Genomic DNA, 20221 nt, shown 5'->3' on the forward strand with positions numbered 1-20221 from the left:
TCGACAAACGATCAATTTTAATCGATGGATTAGTTTTTTTGTATATGGATCGAGGATGAAATGCGCCGCCTGCCGCCCCTGAATGCGCTACGCTCTTTCGAGGCGGGTGCCCGTAGTCTGAGCTTTACCAAAGCCGCCGCGGAGTTGAACGTGACCCAGGCTGCGGTCAGTCATCAGGTGAAATCCCTGGAGGAGCAGCTGGGTTTCAAGCTGTTTCACCGCCTGACACGGAAGCTGGTATTGACGGAAGAGGGGCAAAAGCTGTTGCCGATACTCAGCGAATCCTTTGACCGGATCGCGGTCACCATCCGGGATCTGCAGCGCGGCGCCGACGATACAAATCTATCGGTGTCATTGACTCCGGCCTTTTCTTCCAAGTGGTTGGTCAAGCGGCTGGGGCGGTTCTGGCATCTTCATCCTGAGATCGATCTGCGGCTGCATCATTCCCTGCAACTGGTAGATTTCGTCGCCGATGAGATCGACGTGGCCATACGGGCCGGCAATGGAAAGTGGCCGGGACTTACGACTGAGTTCCTGCTGGATATCGATATGGCTCCGGTCTGCAGTCCGGCTCTGCTGGAGGGGCCGAACCCTTTGCGAAACCCATCGGACCTGAAACACCACACTCTCTTACACGAAGACAATCATGAGGATTGGGTATCCTGGCTGACGCTGGCCGGCGTCGGTGATGTCGAGCCGCGCCGGGGCACCATCATCGACGATCCGTCGGTGTTGATCGAAGCCGTCGCCTCAGGCCGCGGTGTCGCGCTTGGCCGAATTTCACTGATCGGCGATGATCTTGCCTCGGGCAGGCTCGTGCGGCCCTTTGACCTTTGCCTTGAGTCCAGTATCGGATACTACCTGGCCATGCCTACCGACGCATTGAAGAAGCCCAAGGTCCAGGCTTTCCGGGAATTTGTACTGGCCGAGGTAGCCGCTGGTTAGGGCAGCTCGACTTTTAGTGACTCCGCCTTGTGTCCCAGTGCCTCGATTTAAACGGGTTCTGAGTCTTTGCGATAAGCAAAAACCGGGCTGCTCCAGGCCTGAAAGCCATCCTCTGTATACACCGAAATCCAGAGCGGATTGTCACCGACAGGGTTAAGAGGGATGGTGACCGTCTCGGTCATCTGGCGCGTTTCAAGCATCTCCGGCAGCCGAAACAGCTTTATCCTGCGCTCCAATCCGCCGGCTTCCATGATGTGATCTTCCAATCCGATTTCTGGATAGGGCAGCGCGAGAGTGCCGTGGTTGGTGACGATTTCGGCCGTACCTTCCCCGGCCTTATCCAGCCAGACATCGAAACCGCCATAGTTTCCTGTCGTCACAGCCTCAAAGGTGACGGTATCTTTCGCGCTTATCTCCAACAGCCGTTCATGATTCCAGGCATTGATCTTTTCCATCCTGCCGATGGTGGCGCCTTGGAAGCTGGCGTGGCCTTCCCACAGGCTGTCGCGTCCCCGTCCGCGATATTCGGCTCCGCTCCAGAGAACGCGAATGCGATCACCCAAATCCGCCTCGTCATAGGGTCTAAGAGTCTGAAGAACCTCGGTTCCGTTTCGGATTTCAATCCGTTCGATCGGCGCCTGCGCAATGACTTCAAGGCTCAGTGTCACGGCTTCGTCGTCGGTTTGAACGATATCGCCCATCATGACATGATTGACCGGTTTCGAAGGGGTATCGTTAAAGACTTTAGGGTCCTGGTCAAAGAGCACGCCTCCGCCCGGCAGGGAAACACGAACATCCATATGAAGACGCGTTCCGGTCGTGCCGTAGTGATGGCGGCGCCGGAGGCAATCGAAGATCGCGTCCCTTGAGAGTTCTTGGGTCAAGAAACAAGTTAAGCCGCCATAGGCACCGAATGTCGAAGCGCCCGGATAGCTCGCGCCGGGTCGTCCCTTATGGCCGTCGCTGTTACAAACCACGCCGCTGCGATGACCAAGCGGAAAGCCGTCCGTCAGCAGCCATTCAAAAGTTCCCCAAGCCGAATGAATTTCCATTGCGGTTTCGAACTTAGGGTCGTGGGCAAAACCGATGTCGGCGTAGCGCCCACCGACATGCGCATAGACCACCGCATTCTCGCCTTCAAGACTCTGAAACAACTTGGCCGCGTCGGGCGCGTCGGTATCAAGGTCAGACCGATCGGTGAGCAAGGCGTGGGAGGAGCGCCGGATCTGCCGGCCTTCATCCCGGAAGAAGACATTCCGATCTCCGCCAACTGCCGTATTGCCGGACCATTCGTAACCGGGAAAAGTGACGAAAGTTCCCTCCTCGTTGTATTCCGCCGTCAGTTCGTTCAGATATTTCCAAAAGGCATTATTGACCTGGAAGTCGTTGGCCTGATGGCCGGTGACATCAAGAAAGGCCTTGTTGCGGGCGAAGTCGAAATACTGGCGCGATGTGGTGACGCCGATCGACTCGCCGCTTTGGCCATGCAGGTCTCCCCAGTATCCTGAGACCTCACCCTTTCGTACGATAAGGGGGTGGGATTCAGCGACTGTCGCTGCATCCTGGTCCAGGACAGTTATCCGCAAGATGCCTTCCTGCGATACGCTCAGGTTCTCAAAGCTGACCGATTTCTTGCCCTTTTCGTAAACATACTCCGACGGCAGTCCGGAAACCGGAAGGGTCGATTTGAAGGTAAAGCGACCGGATGCCTTGTCAGTTGGATTGCCCCAAATGTCCTCCGCCTTCAAGCCAAAGCGAAAGCTCTCTCCGGGCCGCCGGAGGCTGGGGAGTACGGCACGCCAGACGGCTGCCTTGCTGGGAATCACCGCGATCGCAAGTGTCTCGGGAATCGGCACGAAATGCCCGACGGCACAGACATCGGCCAGAACCTTGAACTCAAAGCCGGCTTCGACAAAGGTCTGCATTACCATCCCCCTCGACCCACCCGAGGTGTCACCAAATACGACCGTAATCCTGTCGCCTTCACGCAGGAAACCGCCCATGACACGGACCGTAAGTGTCTTCCAACGCGGTCGTGGCGATATGCCGTAGCGGCTGTATTCTACGTTCAGCGGCACCCCGTTACTGGTCGTGGCCGTGACGTAATTGTCCGCTTGCGGATCTGTCGTCTGCATGCGCCCCCAATCTCCAAGCGCGCGGAAAACGATGCGAATAGCGCCTGTATCGTCCAATCCGTAGCGGCCCACCTGGTACGTCAGACGAAAGGTTTGAAGGCTTCTGACCTCAACCGGATTATTGGGCTCGAGCCGCGCATGGCCATAGAGTACCGGATCCTCGCCGGGTTGGGCCGCCGGCCAAACCTCACCCATTACGGTCTCGGAAACTGGTCCATCCAGATTGCTTGCCATTTCGGTCCTTACCTCTTGCTCACTCTCTGATTTCCTCCGCAGAAGCGCCGCGGTCCGTCAGACGAGTTTTGGTGTCTCTTCATGTTCGAGACGCATTGCAGTGTCCGCTGCAGAATCGTTCCTATAGACAGTTTGTCAAAAACTATATAGTTTTGCAAATCACGAACGGCGCTCTCAAAGATGCCGAGCCGAACAGGAGGACATCATGAAATTTTCATCCGCCCTACGCGGGCAAATTCTTCGTGGATTAACGCGGCGCGGCGTCATGAGCCGCGGATTTGCGTTTTCCGTGGCGGCACTGGCTGGAATTGCCGGCGTGACCGGCACCACCCAGGTTCAAGCCGAATACCCGGAGAAACCAGTTACGCTTGTCATCCCCTACAAAGCGGGTGGCAGTACCGAGACAATGGCGCGCGTGTATTCCAAGGCACTTGCTAAGGAGCTCGGGGCTAAGGTGATCGTGAAGACGCGCCCGGGCGCAGGCGGTGCGGTCGGCGCAACCGAGGTTGCGGCTGCTGCAGCGGATGGTCACACTTTGCTCTTTGCCGCATCTACGTCGCTGCTCTGGCCACCATTGACTCAGAAAGTCGAGTTCGATCTGGACAGCTTTGTCTATGTAGGTCAGATCACGGAGTATCAGCAGGCGATCGTCGCCAAGGCGGATGCCCCCTTTAACACGCTTCAGGAATTGATCGCTCATGCCAAAGAGAATGGCCTGAATTATGCCGATCAGAGTGCGATGTCCCGTGCCTACATCAACTATATCGGCGGCCTCGAGGGGGTGACCTGGACCGGTATCCCAACGAAGGGCGGCGGTGAGATGGTTCCGTTTCTGCTCGGCGGCAAGATCGACTTTGCCTGGAGCGGTGGTATCCATAACCGCTATGGGAGTGAAATGAAGGTACTGGCGTCGATGAACGGGACGCGCCTTCTGGCCTCGCCCGACACGCCGTCGATTGCCGAGCTCTACGGCATCTCAATGCCCAGCCAGGCCGTCATCGTCGTCCCAAAAGGCACGCCCGCCGACGTTGTTGCAAAACTTGAAAGCGCCATGGAACGGGCGTCCTCCGATGCGGATTTTTCGGACCTGGTCACGAACAAGCTCAAGTTTCCGGTCAAGTTCGTTGGGTCCGATGCGCTCGCGAAAGACATTGCGCAAACACTTGCCGGCTTGAAAACCGTGGTGGAGAAGACCCAATAGCCTAAGGCGTCCCGGTGAAAGATCTGTCAGTTCGGCCCGAGCAGACAAGCGCTGAGGAAACTTCTCACGCCGACACCGCCACCGGTTTGTTTTTGGTGGCGGTGTCGGTATTCGCCTTGCTGTGGCTTATTCCGCAAAACACCTTGCCGTCGGCAAGCGAGCACGACATCTCGCCTGACTTTTTCCCCAGCCTTGCGGCCTGGACCGTTCTCCTCCTCTCGTTGCTGTTCGTCGTCATTCGGTTAAGACGCTTCCGACGCTTGGCCAAGGCGGAGAGGTCGCTCGTAGTGTTTGTCGAGGTCGTCGTTTGGGCAGTGGCCGGCGGAATTACGGTTCTGGGGCTTTCGACCGTTGGCTTTCTGGCGACGGCGGCCATTCTCACCGCGGTCTGGATGTTCATTGGCGGCAGCAGAACCTGGTGGCACCTGTTGTTGCTCGCGACGCTGTTTCCTCTGGCCGTTGAGCAGATTGCCTGGATTGTCTTTACAGTTCGGCTGCCATAGCGGAGGCCCGATGGGAATGTTCAGATGATCGAGCAGCTCATAACCGGCTTCGGTGACGCCATGACCGTCACCAATCTTGCTTTTATCGCCGCCGGTATTGCGCTCGGGATCGTTATCGGTGCCGTTCCCGGCCTGGGCAGCGTTACTGCTCTGGCTGTGCTGATCCCGGTGACTTTCTATATGTCGCCGCTGGCCGCCATCGCGTTTCTTGTGGGTGTGAACAAGGGCGGTACTTCGGGTGGCGCAATACCCGCGATCCTTCTCAACTCTCCGGGCACGCCCGAAGCCGCGGCCTCAGCCCTGGACGGCTATCCCATGGCAAAAAGGGGCGAAGCTCAAAGAGCGATGAAGTTTGCGCTCTACGCTTCGGTTACGGGCGATACCATATCCGATCTTCTGCTCATCGCCCTGGTGGTTCCCTTCGCCGCCATCGCGTTGCAGTTTGGACCGCTGGAATACACGACCATTCTGCTGTTCGCCTTTGCGCTCCTGGCCGGAATATCGGGAGACTCGCCCCTGAAGGGCTTCATTGCGATCTTCCTGGGTGTTTTTTTATCGACCATCGGACTGGATCCGGTCGACAGCACCGCCCGGATGACGTTCGAAGAAGTCAATCTCTACGATGGTCTGCCGCTGACAGCCGTTGCGATCGGAGCTCTGGCGCTAGCATCTATTGTCGAGCAGTTGTTCGATCTTTGGTACGGTGGCCGCGAACCTGCCGCCGTGGCAGGAGAAAAGTTACCCCAGGCGGACACGGCGCTCCCCGCTCGCGAATTTTTCGGGCACTGGAAAACGATCGGGCGTTCGGCACTGATCGGTTCGGGCGTTGGTATGCTCCCGGGCCTGGGAGTCACGCTCGCCGCCTTTCTCAGCTATGGTGCGGCTCGCCGTGCTTCGCCTGAACCGGACAGTTTCGGCAAAGGCAATCCAGCAGGGATCATTGCGACCGAAGCTGCCAACAGTGCGGTTGTCGGCGCGAATCTGGTCCCAACCATTGCCCTCGGCATCCCCGGGAACATCGCCGCGGCGCTTTTAATCGGCGCCTTTATCATTCACGGCATCGTGCCGGGTCCCTTCATGATGACCATGCATGGGGATCTGATTTACGCCCTCTTCGCATCTATGCTCATGGCAAATGCCGTGCATCTGATCATCGGGAAGCTCGGTATTCCGGTCTGGGCCCTGATCGCGCGGACCCCAAAGACGTTGATCCTGCCACCGGTCATCGTGCTTTGTATCGTCGGCGTCTACCTGCCCGGCCAATCCCTCTTCGATGTCGCAGTCATGCTGGTCTTTGCAGGCGTAGGATTGGTCATGCGCCGCACCAATTTTTCCGTTGTCTGCCTCGTGATCGGTTTTCTCCTGGGCGGCATGTTCGAAACCTCGTTGCGTCAGTCGTTGTTGCTGTATAAGTCCGACTTGGGGGTCGTTTTAGAGAGTCCGATCGCGCTTGTGTTTTTGGCCCTTACGATCTTCGTTCTGGTGCGGTCGGTCTGGAAAAGCAGTCTATGGCAAGGCGGGTTTCGATAGCGTCGAAGAAGGCGAAAGCGTCATCTGAGATCGCAAATCAGGGTGACCGTATCGAGCAGGTTCTGTCGAATGAGATGACAGAAACTATAGCGGTGGGCGGCCGGACCAAGCGAACCGCCGTCCGGCTGGCGATCATGAATGCCATCCATTCAGGAGACCTTTCGCCCGGCGACATTCTGCCGTCCGAGAAGCGCCTGACTGAACTTCTGCGTGTGAGTCTCGGCACCACACAGGCGGCTTTACGTCAGTTGCAGCAGTTGGGTGTTATCGTCCGCAGGCGTGGTGATGGCAGTCGGGTTGCTTCGACCGAGCCGTTGGCCAGTTCGGTTTGGCACTTTCGCTTTGTCTCAAAGAGCGATGGGACACCACTGCGTATTTCAAGGTTGGAAATCCACCTCGATATCGTCGATCAGCACGGCGATTGGGCCGAGTACATCACCGATTGCGAACGATTTATCCGTATCCGCCGTAGCTACATCATGTCGGACGGGACGCACGTAGGCGCCGAGATGTTCATCGACGAGTCAACAGTTCCAGGTCTGATGGAGGTCAATACCGATGAGCTGGATATGACCAATATCCGCCCCTATCTGGAAGAGAAATTCGGCATCGTAACGGCTGGCGCAACTCATTTGGTCAAGACCGTATCTCTCGACCGGGAAACCGCTGAGACATTCCGGTTAACACCGAAAGGCAGCTTTTTCGAGATTCACGCCAAGGCCTATTCCAACGAAAACCGCCCGGTGTATTTTCAACGGATCTACGTCTCCGTCGATGAATGCGCCCTGAGTTTCTAAAGCAATTTGCGTTTAAACGGACCGAAAATCCGCGGCTTCCCGCTCAGCAATATGCTGATCTCGAACGCAATTTTTGAGGACTTGTGTTTTCAAGAAAACGCAAATCGCTCCAAACCAAAGGCCGGTTCCGTCAAAACATGAAAGACTCTAAGGGCACCAGCCTAGGGTCTCGCCTCCGTCATGGGGACGGGCGAAGTTGGCCCCCGTGAGCAGCTGTGCGAGATCCTTGCCGGACTGAGTCGTGATGTTGGCTTTGACGCTGCCGGCATCATTGCCGTCGCGAACGCCGTTGAGTGAAATCAGACTGCCGATTTCCCGCTCGGTGAAACGCCGGGCGTCGGCTGCCAGTTTGGATTCGGTCTGACAGAGGCCTGGCGATCTAGGCACATCTAGGCTGGCGAGCTGCACCACCACCCGTAACGTCATCCCGGGCCAGGGGTACGCATCCACCAGAACCGTATCGCTTTCATAGATCGCGATGACGTCGGCAGGGACCGAGAGGCCGTTGGCCGCGCCGGGGGTCGCCGGCAGCAGGCTCAGAATCGCGGAAAGGTAGGTCGCGCCGGCAAAAACCCAAACTCGTTTCAACAAGTCTTGTACCATTGTGCCTCCGAACTTGGCTCCGCTAGGTCGTTTCACTGTTCCCGGGAGCCTGCGCCCGATCCGTCAGGCCGTATTGCCGTTCAACCTGCGCAACGGTCAGGCGATAATCAGCAAAAAGCTCGCCACGTCCCTTGGCCTGGGCCTTTCTGTGTTTCCGGTCCTGCCGCCATGCCGTCACAGCGTCCGCATCGCGCCAAAAAGAGATGGAGAGAAGTTTACCCTCCAGCGTCAGACTGGAGAAACGCTCGACCGAGATGAAGCCGTCGACCTTTTCAAGTTCTTCACGCAAACCTGCCGCGATGGCCAGGTAGTCTTCACGAAGCCCTGCCTTTGGCTCCAGTTCAAAAATGACGACGTGCATTGTGTTCCTATTTGATGGTCTCGTGATTGCTGGATTCGGGAGAGAGGTGTCGCGCAGCGCTTAGCGGTTCTCGGCTAATCCCGGCCGGTTCCTCCCCGGTTAATTCGTCACCTGATGCGAGTTCAATCTCGTCGGCATTCTCTGAGATAAGAGGGCCATCGATCTCAGTCACAAGCTTGATCCGGATCGCTCTTGCGAAGTCCTCGAAATCGGTCGCTGTGATCAAAAAGGCGTTCGGTCCTCCGACCACGCCGGCGCGGTAGTAGGCACCAAGTCTGGGTTCCTCGTTCAGGATTGCCAAGCCGTTGACGGTAATATCTTCCGCATTGAGGACTGCCCGTGCGACGGCAGGCTGTTTACCTTGGTTTGCGACTCCATCGCCTGAGACATCGACAGTGCGCCGGGTCCCCACAAAGTCGTTTAGCTCCAACAGGGCTCTGGCAAAGAGCATGGCGTCGCCGATCGCCGTCGCACCGCCCTCGATGAGGCGCGGTGCCGTCTCGACCTGGGCCGCGAAAGCTTCGGCTGACGCTTTACCATTGATCCGGGTCCAGTCGATCGCCTGGACATAGGTGTCGGCGCCAGACCACTGCACCAGCGTCACGACGATGCCCTGGCTGCCGAGGCTTTCGATAACCGTGACCACGGCCGGATGGCGGAATGCTTCCGCAAACCCGGACATCTGCAGAGCGTATTCGCTCTTGTTCACGCTGGACGAGACATCGATTGCCAGTACCAGTTCTAAAGCTACGTTTTCGGCCGCCGCCGCTTCAGAAGCGGCAGGCGGCCATGACGGAAGGCAGGAGAGAATTCCGAGACAAAGAAGACTTCGTAGGGACAGTGTCCGCATAGAGATATTTCCGGGTCGCATTTAAGTCACAGCGCAAAAGGATAGACGATTTTGGGATTTCGAGCGCTGTTTTCCTTACAGAGGCTCCCCCCTTGTACATTGCGCATTGCATCACCGCCGGGAATGGTGGCCGTGCTGGCCGAATTTGCATGCATTTGCCGTCGATCCCGCAGGAATACGCGGTTCCCGGATTAGAGGCAGATGCATGACGTAAAGTGAACCGGATATCGTCGGTATCAGGATATTGTGACCGCTCCTGCCAAGATAGCTTCTGCGGGAAATTGCGGTGACGGTTCGCCGAAGGGCGAAATTATCACAAGGACGGTCTGCCGCCCTCTCGCTATCGAGCGATTTCCATGAATACACACTCTCCAAGACCGGCCTTGGCCGGTCCGAGCAATATTGGCCTGACAACACTTACACTGGGGAAACGAACGCATGCCCAAGAGCGACATTGAGATTGCCCGCGAAGCCACGATGAAACCGGTTGCAGAGATCGGTGCGAAACTCGACATTCCGAGCGAGCACATCCTGCAGTACGGTCCAACCAAGGGTAAAATCTCAGCCGAATTCATCAAATCGGTTCAGGACCGTCCGGACGGCAAGCTGATTCTGGTGACCGCCATTACACCAACCCCTGCGGGCGAAGGAAAGACCACCACGACCGTCGGTTTGGGTGACGGCCTGAACCGGATCGGCAAACGCACCGCGATCTGCCTGCGTGAACCTTCGCTCGGTCCCTGTTTTGGCGTCAAAGGTGGCGCGGCCGGCGGCGGTTATGCCCAGGTCGTTCCCATGGAAGACATCAACCTCCATTTCACCGGTGATTTTCACGCGATCGGCGCCGCGCACAACCTGCTGTCTGCCTTGATCGACAATCACATTTACTGGGGCAATGCCCTGGGAATCGACACCCGCCGTGTTGCCTGGCGCCGTGTGGTCGATATGAACGACCGCTCCCTGCGTGCGATCAACTCCTCGCTTGGCGGTGTCTCGAACGGCTTCCCGCGCGAAGACGGCTTTGACATCACCGTTGCCTCCGAGGTGATGGCAATCTTCTGCCTTGCCACCGATCTGGAAGATCTCGAAGAACGCCTGGGCAAGATCGTCGTTGCCTACACCCGTGAGCGCAAGCCCGTCTACGCGCGCGATCTCAGCGCGGCTGGCCCGATGACCGTCCTCCTGAAGGAAGCTCTCTCGCCGAATATCGTCCAAACTCTGGAGAATAACCCGGCCTTTATTCACGGCGGCCCCTTTGCGAACATCGCGCATGGCTGTAACTCGGTAATCGCGACAAAGACCGGCCTGAAACTGGCCGATTATGTCGTCACCGAGGCAGGTTTTGGCGCGGATCTTGGCGCTGAGAAATTCTTCGACATCAAATGCCGCAAGGCCGGCCTGCATCCGAACGCAGCGGTCATCGTGGCAACGGTACGGGCGCTAAAAATGCACGGCGGCGTGGCCAAGGACGCTCTGGGCGAGGAAAACGTCGAGGCCGTCCGGGCGGGCTGCAGCAACCTGGCACGGCATATCCGCAATGTGAAATCCTTTAGTGTACCGGTCGTGGTTGCCATCAACCAGTTCATCAATGATACCGAAGCCGAGCTGTCCGTGGTTCAGGATGTTGCGCGTGAGCTCGGGTCACATGCCATCGTCGCCAGCCACTGGGCGAACGGCAGCGCGGGCACCGAAGAACTCGCCAAGCATGTGGTGGAACTGGTGGAAGCCGGTGTTGATCAGTTCGCACCGATCTACGACGATGACATGCCGCTGTGGGACAAGGTCAAGACCATCGCCACCCAGCTCTACGGTGCAGACGACATTATGGCCGACCAGAAAATCCGTAAGCAATTTCAGGATCTCCAGGATGCCGGTTACGGCGATCTGCCGGTTTGCATGGCGAAGACCCAATACAGCTTCTCGACGGACCCGAACCTGAAGGGCGCACCCAGCGGCCACACGGTGCCGGTGCGTGAAGTGCGCTTGTCGGCAGGGGCAGGATTCGTGGTCGTGGTGACCGGTGAGATCATGACCATGCCGGGTCTGCCACGGGTTCCCGCCGCCAACTCGATCCGCCTTAATAGCGAAGGCCTGGTGGAAGGCTTGTTCTAAACTCTGCTTCGGGCTTGGCTGTGGCCGAGCCTAGTCGGAGCGCGAAAACCCCCGTCCGGTGGCGGGGGTTTTTATTTTGGACCGGCTGAAGGCCAGGGCCGGCGTCAGAGCAAGGTTGTCTGGTCCAGGGTTGCGAGCAACAGGATGGCGCCGGTGCCGATGACCAGCAAAGAGCCGAGGACAGAAAGTCCGATCTGGACCGGACGCTGCCAGCGGGAGCCGCTACTGGCCAGGCTAAGTGCGATCTTGCGCGAGCCAACGCTGAGTATTGCCAGGGCCGAGACCGTGATGGCGGTGCCCAGGGCCATGGCAAAGGTGGCCGCGATCCCGCTTAACAACAGACCCTGGGCAAGTGTGAAAAGCAGCACGATCACCGCGCCGCTGCAGGGCCGGATGCCGACCGCCAGGATGATGCCCAGGTACTGCCGGAGACCTGTGCTATCCGTCTTTGGGCGTGGGGTGTCGCTATGCCTGCAGGCGGCGCTGTGTTCGTGATGACCGTCCGCCCCGAGACCGTCCACCCCGAGTCCGGCTGCTCCATGGCTGTGCTCTCCGTGGCCGTGATCTCCGTGATTGTTGACCCCATGGTCATGCCCGCAACCCTTGCCCCGGATGGCACCGTTCAGCATCCAAAGGCCGATTGCAATCACGAGGCCATAACTGATCAGTTCCAGGGTCTGGGTTTGGTTGGTTACCTCGAGTCGCGAGAGGTCGAAGACAATCGCCAAAAGGCCGACCAGCAGAATCGCCGAGATTGCCTGGGCGGTGGAGGAGGCGAAGGTTAGTTTGATACCGCGCTTGAGCCGGTCTTCGCTGGCCAGCAGATAAGAAGAGATCACCATCTTGCCGTGCCCGGGACCAGCCGCGTGAAAGACGCCGTAGGTGAAGGAAGCGAACAGAAGGAGCCAGAAGGCCCGTCCACCGCCGTCGCTTTTCAGCTCCCGGATCAGCTTGGTCAAATCTCGCTGCAGTTCCTGTTGCTTTCGCCGAACCTGCAGGATCAGACCTTCGAGCGCTCCGGGCGCTTCCTGAGCCGTTCGCTGCGGGACGAGACCGGGCAGGGCGGGCTTAGTGGCTGATTCTTTCTCACTGCTCTCGAGCGTCTGCGCAGCTAGGGGTTGGGAGATTGTCATCTCTGTGGCTGCCCACAGGCAGCAGCAGAGCAGGGTTATTGCCAGAAGACGGAGGTGCAGGGCCATAAAAACGATCAGCTGGCTTTAGGAGGTGGGGCAGGGAAAACTCACGATGGTCGGGGCAACCAGATCGAAGTAGATTTTGTTCACTTCGTCCCGGCCGATCCGGTAGCTGCAGGCGCGGGGCCAGTCGCCCTCGAAACGCACAGGGTCATCTTGGTTTAGCGTGATTTCGATGTAGTAGGTCTCGTCGTAAGTGGCAAAAGTGACATTTTGCGTACGGATGTCGAGCGGTTGCTTGAGACGTGCGGTGAAGTGGTAGCTGATCCGCTCCAGGAACGAACTGGCGGTAAGCTTCTCAAACTCGATATCCTGGACCGGGTCGTTGTCGGCCATAATCCGGATAAAGTAGCCCGTTGATCCAAGAGTATCCCGGCTCGCCTTGGCCAGGGACTCCAGTTCCTCATCATCAAGCGTGCCGTTCTTGTCGCTGTCGAAATCGTCGACGACCAGAAAGGAGTAGAGTTGGTCGAAAGTCCAGTCGACTGCGAAGGCGACGATCTTGCCGTCTTCGAACTGCGGTTTGACCACCACATCAATCCAAACGTGAGGATGTGTTTCCGCCGGTTTGGAGGGAAGTGCGAGGAGCCCGGCGAGTGCTACCGCGGGAAGCATGGCTTTCGGGAAAAATCGCGATTGGAAGGACATATTTCGTTCAGCTACCATAAAAGCTTGAAGCGCCTCGCAGAGTTATAGCGCAAGCTGCTATTACCTTCAGCAGTTATTGTGCCGCAGTCATTGTTTCAAGCTCGTTAACCCGCTTTCCTCATCATGCCGGATGATTGTTTTTTTCGAGCCTGTTTGCGTCAAACGTAAAAAAAAAGGGCGGCCGATTGATTTCGACCGCCCCTTACGTAGGTTATTGCGAAGTGGTTAAACGCCGATCACGCAGCCATCCTGCTTGGTCACCACGACCATGAAAGCCCGAGGCAGAACGCCGTCCTTAAAATCGCGCCGGCGGGTGGCCGGCTCCTCGTATGACGGGCAGATGTTATTTTGGTCACTCGACTTGGGTGAGTTCGAGACCCCTTGTAGAATTCGTATGCTTCGGAAATACGACAGTCATGTGAGGGAATAATTCTCTCTTCGTTTTCGACACTGGACGCACCGATCCAATCGTGATCTTCAGGCGTACAGCTTGGAGTAAACCTGCGTTGGTTCTCGTTACGGGCAACCGCGCGGGGATCAGTTTGGTGCAAATTTGGCCTGCGTCGGGAAAGGATTTGAGCTTGAATGATCGATTGGTCGAAGGACGCGACTGCATCTGGATTACGGGCGCCAGCTCAGGTATTGGCCGCGCCGTTGCATCTCTTCTCGTATCCCGTGGTTATCGGGTGGCGGCGTCGGCTCGCCGGCGTGAAACGTTGGAGGTCTTGGCGCAAGAGTTGGCGAATGAAACGGGCGAGATCAGAGTCTATCCGATTGATGTAACGGACCACGATGCGGTTGCAGCAACACGAACAGAAATAGAGTCGGACTTCGGCCCGATCGGGCTTGCGCTGCTCAACGCCGGTACCCATCGCGAAGTCATGGCACGGGATTTTTCGGCCGAAGATGTGCGTGCGCTTATCGATCTGAACGTGATGGGCTGCGTAAATTGTCTGGAGGCGGTGCTGCCGGAAATGATCGCAAGGGGCAGGGGGCATCTTGCCCTGGTCTCGTCGGTCGCCGGCTATATGGGGCTTCCGACCTCTGCGGGGTATGGCGCGACCAAGGCTGGACTGATTAACATGGCTGAAGCGTTGAAGCCGGAATGCGACCGACTGAGCATCAAACTGCAATTGATAAACCCGGGATTTGTGAAGACGCCTCTGACCGACAGGAATCCCTTTCCCATGCCGTTCCTCATGAATGTTGACGATGCGGCACGGGCGATGGTCGCGGGGCTGGAGTCGCGGCGCTTCGAAGTGATTTTTCCACGCCGCCTCGCTTACATCCTGAAAGCTCTGCGATTGCTTCCCTATCCTTTGTTCTTTGCCTTGACGCGCCGTCTATTGCCGGTTCAACGGCACGGGCAGCCGGACGGCTGAAAAGTCCGAGATTATGGGAAGACTTCGCTCTTGATGCGGTGCGAGCGAATTTTCAATAGCGGGGCGATTCAGTATTCCCACTCGATTTATTCAACAACAACCGCGCTGAAGTCGATCACCGAACCCACTCCCTGTACCCGTCATGCGGAAATTTATCTTCGCCACAATTGCCTTTTAATGTAATTAAGTGATCGATAAGGATCCAAAAAGTTAGTGCAACAAGCATGTGAAGGAGGGACGGGATCGGCTGCTGAATAGAAACAGTTGGAGCGCAGCTTGGTCGTTTGGCTTCGACTCGACCTCCCGTTACGCGATGCTCGAAGCGGGAACCGTGAGATTTGCAACAAGCCCAAAATCCATGATGCCGAACCAATATCTCCAAAAGTCGTTTTGTGCGCCTTCTCTCTTCAGTGTGATGCGGTTGCACAAAGGATGGATTTAAATTTGATCAATTGATCTTCTACTCGCATTAGCAGCAAAGGCATTGACAAGCTAGCGTACAAGGCTGCATACAGTAGTATGACATTCTACGGCCGGGCATGTCGGGGTTCAAATGGGGGCTGGCGAAGAGTTTTATGTGTGAAGGTGACGACATATGGTCGCGGCTCCGAAGCCCGTTGCATCAAGAAGCCTACCGCTATTGGCGCTCCAAGTTTTCTGAAGGTTTGCTGCCTGGGCGTGATGCAATCGATCCGCTGGAAGTGCCTTCCGTTCTACCCTGGTTGAATCTTGTCGATGTTCTAAAGGACGGAGATCAATATCGTTTTCGTCACCGCTTGATCGGTACTGGCATTGTCGGCCGCTATGGCCGCGATGCGACGGGCAGCTGGTTTGACGACGTTTATGAACCGGAACTGCTGGGCGAACACCTCCACGATTACGTAGAGTTGGTAACAACTGCGCGCCCGAACCTTTCCCAGGTTGCAATGCCGATACCGGAAAAGAACTTTATCAGTTATCAGCGTCTGGCTCTGCCGCTGGCCACGGATGGATCAAACATCGACATGATCATGGTGGTCATTGACTTTGACGACCATGGAGCCGCATAGATTCGCTTTCCGGTAGTCAACATCCGCTCCTTCAGAGCTGTAGAGCTCAGAAATCTTTAAGTTGGACGCTGGAGCGCAAACTGTTTGACGTCAATCCGCCCCACGTTAAATCCCGCTTCGCAGTAGGCAAGATAATAGGTCCAAAGGCGGCGAAAATGTTCGTCGAATCCCAAGCTCGCGATGCTTGGCCAAGCAGCGTCAAAGCTATACCGCCAGCGCCGTAGGGTTTCGGCATAGTGCCAGCCGAATCCATTTTCGTTTCGATACTCGAGTCCCGCGCGGGCAGATTGTTGTGCGATGATTTCCGGTGACGGCAGCATGCCGCCGGGAAAGATGTGACGTTGAATGAACTCGGTGTTTCGGCTGTAGTCGTCCCAGGCATGGTCGGCAATGGTAATCACTTGCAGCGCGGCAACACCTCCGGGTTTGAGGCTGTTGCGAAGCTTATCGAAAAAGATGGGCCAGTATCTCACGCCGACGGCTTCGAGCATCTCGATCGAGAGCACCCGGTCGAAGCTTCCCTCAATGTCGCGATAGTCTCTGCGCAGAATTTCGACCCGTTCGTTAAGGCCGTCGGCCTGAATGCGTTGCCTGGCGAACTTGTACTGCTCATCAGAAATGGTCACCGCAGTAACCTTACAGTCGTGCTCGCGGGCCAGATAGCTGGCAAAGCCACCCCACCCGCAGCCGATCTCCAGAACATGCTGACCCTTGCCGACGTGCGCCATTTCTGCCAGATGGCGGTACTTGTTGGACTGTGCGGTATCCAGTGGCTCGTCGGGTTTCGCGAAGATTGCTGAGGAATAAGTCAGACTTTCGTCCAACCAATTCCGGTAAAAATTGTTCCCCAGATCGTAGTGTTGGGAAATGTTCCGCCGTGAGCCGTTTCTGGAATTGAAATTAAGGAGATGCTGAATGCGGCTCATCAATCTCGGCAGTGGGCGTCCAACCAAGACCTCATCCCAGGCCTCCTGGTTTGCTTCGCCGAACTCCAGCAGGGTGACAAGGTTCGGGGTGTGAAACTCCCCGGCCACAAAGGCATCGGCAAAACCGAGGTGCCCACCCATCACCAGATGAGAAAAGAAACGCTGCGAGGTGATATGGATCTCGGCATTCGGGCCGGTCAAATCGGCTGCAAACCGCGTCGTGCTGCCGTCCGGCAAATAGATCAGGATCGAACCCTTATGAAGGGTCGAGCCCAACAGATTCAGCAGTTTGTGTATCTGCTTGTAGGTTATTTTCTTGTACAGCCCCAATGTCTTGTCCCTCGTCCTTCACTCGCCTGCCAGGGACGCGGGCGCCGATGTGACGGTATGCCTCGCGCTGTCTGGCGGGATTTCTCTATCGTTTTGTATGGAGTTTGCCGTCGACCCTGCTTCCGCGGCTTTGCCAGGACGCGGTTGGAGGCGCGCGCCTTTGAGCCATAACCGCAGGGCCTGCCAATGAATCGCGCCTGTGACTTTGAAGGTCATGAGCGGATAGCGAACCAGCGTTGAGAGCAGTCGGAGCGACGTCAATCTTGACCTTGTGCCGTTCTGCGTTGCGATCAGCAACTCGCCCTCGGGAATTTGCTGGCGGATAACGACCGACAAGGATTTCGACGGTGTCTTGAGCCGAAAGTTGTAACGGGCCTTCATGTCGATGAAGGGGGATACGTAGAATGCTTTGTCGCAACTCTGAAGCAGCGCATCTCCTTCCTGCCATTTGGCATCAACAGCTTCGACGTAGGTGTGGTGTTCGCCGAAAGTGTTTCTGACTTCGTACACAATTGCCTTGAGGTTGCCGGTCCGGTGCCGGCAAAACCAGATTGAGAGTGGATTGAAGACGTAGCCCAGCATCCGCGGCATGCAGAGAACCTGCACCTGTCCACCCTCAAGGTCGATACCCCGCGCCGCCAGTTGACCGTCAAGCCATTCGCGCGGCGGTGTTCCGTCGCGCTGCCCGTGATCCTTGTCAAAAAAAGAAAAGACGTTTGGTTTGTTGTGCGAGAAAAATCTCAATTTCCGATCGAGAAGCGGAAGCTCCTCGAGATCGATCAGCATTGCGAATGTGCGATAGCTGAACCGATGGCTAAAAGGCCTTAGCCTTTTGTGCATGACGCGCCCGAAGTAAAGGCAGGTTGCGATAGTTTCGCTGGTCATAAGTTTATCTTCGCCTTGCCCATCGAAACATCACTCCGCAGCCATCACGGTTCCCAGATCGACTGGCTGCGACGGTGTGGCATGTCGGGCCGCGACGCTCCTGGGCGTGACCCGGTCGAACCAAGGGGCCGGCGAGCCAAGGGCTGCGGCTACTGTCAATCCGGATTGCAAACCGTCTTCATGGAATCCGTGACCGAAGTAGCTGCCGCAGAACCAAATGCCGCTCCGGCCCTGGATTCCCTTCAGTCGCTGCTGCGCTTGCAATGCGCCACGATCGAACAACGGATGTTTGAAGATGAGATCCTGGTGCACCGGGCCGGAAATCGAGCGATCGCCCGGGTTTAAGGTGACGAAAACGGGAAACTGAGGATCGATACCCTGGAGCCGGTTCATCCAGTAGGTCAAGCTCAAGTCTTCCAGCTCACCCAGAGGCTTGCCAGACAAATAGTTCCAACTCGCCCAAGCCCGCTTGCGCTTGGGCATAAGGGTTTTGTCGCCATGAAGGACAACGCGATTGTCGCTGTAGCGGAAGGCCGAGAGGATATCGCGCTCCTGCGCATCCGCGTCGCCACTCAGAATCGAGAGCGCCTGATCCGCGTGGCAGGCCAAGACGACCTGATCGAAGTTCTCTTCCCGCCCAGACGAATCGCGGAGGCTTACGCCACCGCTATGACGCCGCAATGCCGTCACGGCGGTATTTAATCTGATCTCACCGTCGAGACTCTTCTCAACACGCGCTACGTAGCTTTTACTTCCACCGCTCACGGTTCGCCATTGCGGCCGGCCTGTGTAGGAGAGCAAACGGTGATTCTCACAGAAGGCCACGAAGCTTTTAACCGGATAGTCGAGCATCTGTTCCGGTGGTGTCGACCAGATCGCCGCACCCATGGGAAGGAGGTGCCCTTTCACGAATTCCGGACCGTATGCGTTTTGCTTCAGGTAGTCTCCCAGCGAAATCCCAATTTCGTCGTCTCCGTTCAGAAGAGCTGGCGCCTCGCGGTAAAAACGCCGCAGGTCTTTCAGCATGCGCCAGTAACTTGCTTTCAGTAAGTTTTGAGGCTGGGCGATCAGGCCAGCCAGGCTGCCTTCGTATTCAAAATCACCATTTCCAAGCGAGACCGCAAAGGACATGTCGCTTGCTTCTGTCGGTACCTTCAACGCATTGAAGAGGTGGACCAGCTGCGGGTAATTCAATTTGTTGTAGACGATGAAGCCGATGTCTATGTCGAGCTCAGAGACGCCGTCCGTGCGCGGGTCCGGAAGTTCAAGCGTGACGGTATGGGCGTGGCCGCCGAGACGATCGCTTTGCTCATAAACGACGACCCGGTGTTCCTGAGCCAGAGCCCACGCTGCGCCCAGACCTGATATCCCGCTTCCGACAACCGCAATTTTCATGACGATACCCGCGTCGAGACGACTGTGGAAATCGAGCAGGCAACTTGTTCGCGCGTCAGGCCGGTCGGGATGAAATTGGAAAGGGTTGGGGCATCAGGTAGGCTGAAGCATCGGACCTGCCGGCGATCTGCTGCGAAGAGATTCTGCATAAACTGTTACCAAAGCGATTGTCTTAGAGCGCGATCGATTAAAGCGTTTCCGTCAACGACGACCGCGCTCTATTGACTATACGCTGCGAGGCCTGGATCCGATCACATAGGGTCACGGCTTTTAGGATATTTTTTGATTCAAACCGATGTCTTTCGGCGAGTCGCTGATTTAACGCAGGGCTGTTTAAGATTTCTTACTCGTGTCGTTTATTAAGAAAAATAGTTAATGCGTTGTACTAAAACACTATTACGCTCTATTAAATTTGGCTGGTGTAATCTCGCGGACTGCCAATCAACTGGAAATGAGTGTGCTCACATTACGGTGAGAAACGCGCATTTATCGCGCCAAACAGTTGCAACACAGTCAGATGAAACCACTTGATTCCTATGAGTGGCGATATGCCATAGATACGACCCGTCCAAGACGCTGCGGTTAGGCCTTTTTGTGACGAGGTCCCCTTTTGGGAGAAATAGTTATGCGGGTGAAAACGCGATTCGTCGCGCTGGTGTCGCTCGCCCTGACGCTAGCTGTGATGGGCGGCGCTGCGCGAGCGGAAAACTTAATGGAAACCGCTGAATCGGCGGGTAAATTCGACATCTGGGTGTCTGCGATTGAAGCGGCCGGCCTTAAAGAGCGCCTGACTGAGGAAGGCCCCTATACAGTCTTTGCCCCAACCGACGAGGCTTTCAGCCGCCTTCCCGAAGGATCGGTGGACGCCCTGTTGCAGCCGGAAAACCGGACGCAGCTGGTGCGGCTTGTCGAGTATCATCTTGCGAAAGGACGCTTCCAGTCCGGCAGTCTGGAGGGACGTGTAACGCATATTGAGTCCCTTCAGGGCGATGAGATTCAAATTGAAGGCCGCTATAACGAATTGCTGATTGATTCAGCCGAAGCGGTCGAGACTGACATTGAAAGCTCCAACGGAGTCATCCATGCGATCGATAATGTAATCTTGCCGCATTGGTAAACGGTTAGTCTTTGGGCCTCGGTAG

The 20221-nt window shown here is 56.7% G+C and carries 18 protein-coding genes; 9 read left to right on the forward strand and 9 right to left on the reverse strand.

The genetic code is table 11. The features are described 5' to 3' along the window. The first annotated feature begins 60 nt into the window (after positions 1–60). On the forward strand, positions 61–945 hold the full coding sequence (locus QMZ18_RS15605; protein ID WP_282607236.1) for a transcriptional regulator GcvA: 885 nt from the start codon (positions 61–63) through the stop codon (positions 943–945). Positions 946–992: 47 nt separating this feature from the next. Here the strand turns inward: QMZ18_RS15605 and QMZ18_RS15610 are convergent, their stop codons facing one another. Continuing rightward, a complete protein-coding gene (locus QMZ18_RS15610; protein ID WP_282607237.1) occupies positions 993–3314 on the reverse strand; it encodes a DUF3604 domain-containing protein in 2322 nt (773 codons plus the stop codon). 205 nt (positions 3315–3519) lie between these two features. On the opposite strand from QMZ18_RS15610, the gene QMZ18_RS15615 reads away from it, so the two are divergent. Genes QMZ18_RS15615 through QMZ18_RS15630 form a run of 4 tightly spaced genes read left to right on the forward strand, consistent with a single transcriptional unit; the run spans position 3520 to position 7345 of the window. Beyond that, positions 3520–4515 (forward strand): tripartite tricarboxylate transporter substrate binding protein, encoded by a 996-nt coding sequence (locus tag QMZ18_RS15615; protein WP_282607238.1) that lies wholly within the window; start codon positions 3520–3522, stop codon positions 4513–4515. 14 nt (positions 4516–4529) lie between these two features. Further along, on the forward strand, positions 4530–5018 hold the full coding sequence (locus tag QMZ18_RS15620) for a tripartite tricarboxylate transporter TctB family protein (RefSeq protein ID WP_282607239.1): 489 nt from the start codon (positions 4530–4532) through the stop codon (positions 5016–5018). A gap of 24 nt (positions 5019–5042) precedes the next feature. Beyond that, positions 5043–6548, forward strand: a complete 1506-nt coding sequence (locus QMZ18_RS15625) for a tripartite tricarboxylate transporter permease (RefSeq protein ID WP_282607240.1) — start codon at positions 5043–5045, stop codon at positions 6546–6548. After that, positions 6527–7345 (forward strand): GntR family transcriptional regulator, encoded by an 819-nt coding sequence (locus QMZ18_RS15630; protein ID WP_282607241.1) that lies wholly within the window; start codon positions 6527–6529, stop codon positions 7343–7345. The genes QMZ18_RS15625 and QMZ18_RS15630 overlap by 22 nt, the downstream gene beginning before the upstream one ends. Positions 7346–7492: 147 nt before the next feature. Here the strand turns inward: QMZ18_RS15630 and QMZ18_RS15635 are convergent, their stop codons facing one another. Genes QMZ18_RS15635 through QMZ18_RS15645 form a run of 3 tightly spaced genes read right to left on the reverse strand, consistent with a single transcriptional unit; the run spans position 7493 to position 9159 of the window. Further along, positions 7493–7948 (reverse strand): hypothetical protein, encoded by a 456-nt coding sequence (locus QMZ18_RS15635; protein WP_282607242.1) that lies wholly within the window; start codon positions 7946–7948, stop codon positions 7493–7495. Positions 7949–7970: 22 nt separating this feature from the next. Next, the gene (locus QMZ18_RS15640; protein ID WP_282607243.1) at positions 7971–8309 is read right to left on the reverse strand and encodes an antibiotic biosynthesis monooxygenase; all 339 of its coding nucleotides are present in this window, start codon (positions 8307–8309) and stop codon (positions 7971–7973) included. Between the two features lie 7 nt (positions 8310–8316). After that, positions 8317–9159 (reverse strand): DUF1194 domain-containing protein, encoded by an 843-nt coding sequence (locus QMZ18_RS15645; protein ID WP_282607244.1) that lies wholly within the window; start codon positions 9157–9159, stop codon positions 8317–8319. Positions 9160–9597: 438 nt separating this feature from the next. On the opposite strand from QMZ18_RS15645, the gene QMZ18_RS15650 reads away from it, so the two are divergent. Next, entirely contained in the window at positions 9598–11271 is a 1674-nt protein-coding gene (locus QMZ18_RS15650) for a formate--tetrahydrofolate ligase (protein ID WP_282607245.1), read from the forward strand. 104 nt (positions 11272–11375) lie between these two features. Here the strand turns inward: QMZ18_RS15650 and QMZ18_RS15655 are convergent, their stop codons facing one another. Together QMZ18_RS15655 and QMZ18_RS15660 are read right to left on the reverse strand one after the other, a co-directional pair. Beyond that, on the reverse strand, positions 11376–12404 hold the full coding sequence (locus QMZ18_RS15655; RefSeq protein WP_282607246.1) for a nickel/cobalt transporter: 1029 nt from the start codon (positions 12402–12404) through the stop codon (positions 11376–11378). An 84-nt stretch (positions 12405–12488) separates the two neighbouring features. Further along, positions 12489–13130, reverse strand: a complete 642-nt coding sequence (locus QMZ18_RS15660; RefSeq protein ID WP_282607247.1) for a DUF1007 family protein — start codon at positions 13128–13130, stop codon at positions 12489–12491. Between the two features lie 563 nt (positions 13131–13693). Here QMZ18_RS15660 and QMZ18_RS15665 point away from each other — a divergent pair. Beyond that, entirely contained in the window at positions 13694–14494 is an 801-nt protein-coding gene (locus QMZ18_RS15665) for an SDR family NAD(P)-dependent oxidoreductase (RefSeq protein ID WP_282607248.1), read from the forward strand. A gap of 575 nt (positions 14495–15069) precedes the next feature. Next, complete coding sequence (locus QMZ18_RS15670; protein WP_282607249.1) at positions 15070–15543, forward strand: PAS domain-containing protein; 474 nt, start codon at positions 15070–15072, stop codon at positions 15541–15543. Positions 15544–15599: 56 nt separating this feature from the next. On the opposite strand, the gene QMZ18_RS15675 is transcribed toward QMZ18_RS15670, so the two are convergent. Genes QMZ18_RS15675 through QMZ18_RS15685 form a run of 3 tightly spaced genes read right to left on the reverse strand, consistent with a single transcriptional unit; the run spans position 15600 to position 19079 of the window. Continuing rightward, positions 15600–16799 (reverse strand): cyclopropane-fatty-acyl-phospholipid synthase family protein, encoded by a 1200-nt coding sequence (locus QMZ18_RS15675; protein WP_282607250.1) that lies wholly within the window; start codon positions 16797–16799, stop codon positions 15600–15602. 18 nt (positions 16800–16817) lie between these two features. Further along, positions 16818–17684, reverse strand: coding sequence for a DUF1365 domain-containing protein (locus tag QMZ18_RS15680; protein WP_282607251.1), 867 nt, complete (start codon positions 17682–17684; stop codon positions 16818–16820). Positions 17685–17714: 30 nt separating this feature from the next. Beyond that, positions 17715–19079 (reverse strand): NAD(P)/FAD-dependent oxidoreductase, encoded by a 1365-nt coding sequence (locus tag QMZ18_RS15685; protein ID WP_282607252.1) that lies wholly within the window; start codon positions 19077–19079, stop codon positions 17715–17717. Positions 19080–19704: 625 nt separating this feature from the next. On the opposite strand from QMZ18_RS15685, the gene QMZ18_RS15690 reads away from it, so the two are divergent. Next, the gene (locus QMZ18_RS15690; protein ID WP_282607253.1) at positions 19705–20196 is read left to right on the forward strand and encodes a fasciclin domain-containing protein; all 492 of its coding nucleotides are present in this window, start codon (positions 19705–19707) and stop codon (positions 20194–20196) included. The last annotated feature ends 25 nt before the right edge of the window (positions 20197–20221 follow it).

Origin of the sequence: Pelagibius sp. Alg239-R121 (assembly GCF_947331435.1) — a bacterium.
GTDB lineage: Bacteria > Pseudomonadota > Alphaproteobacteria > Kiloniellales > Kiloniellaceae > Denitrobaculum.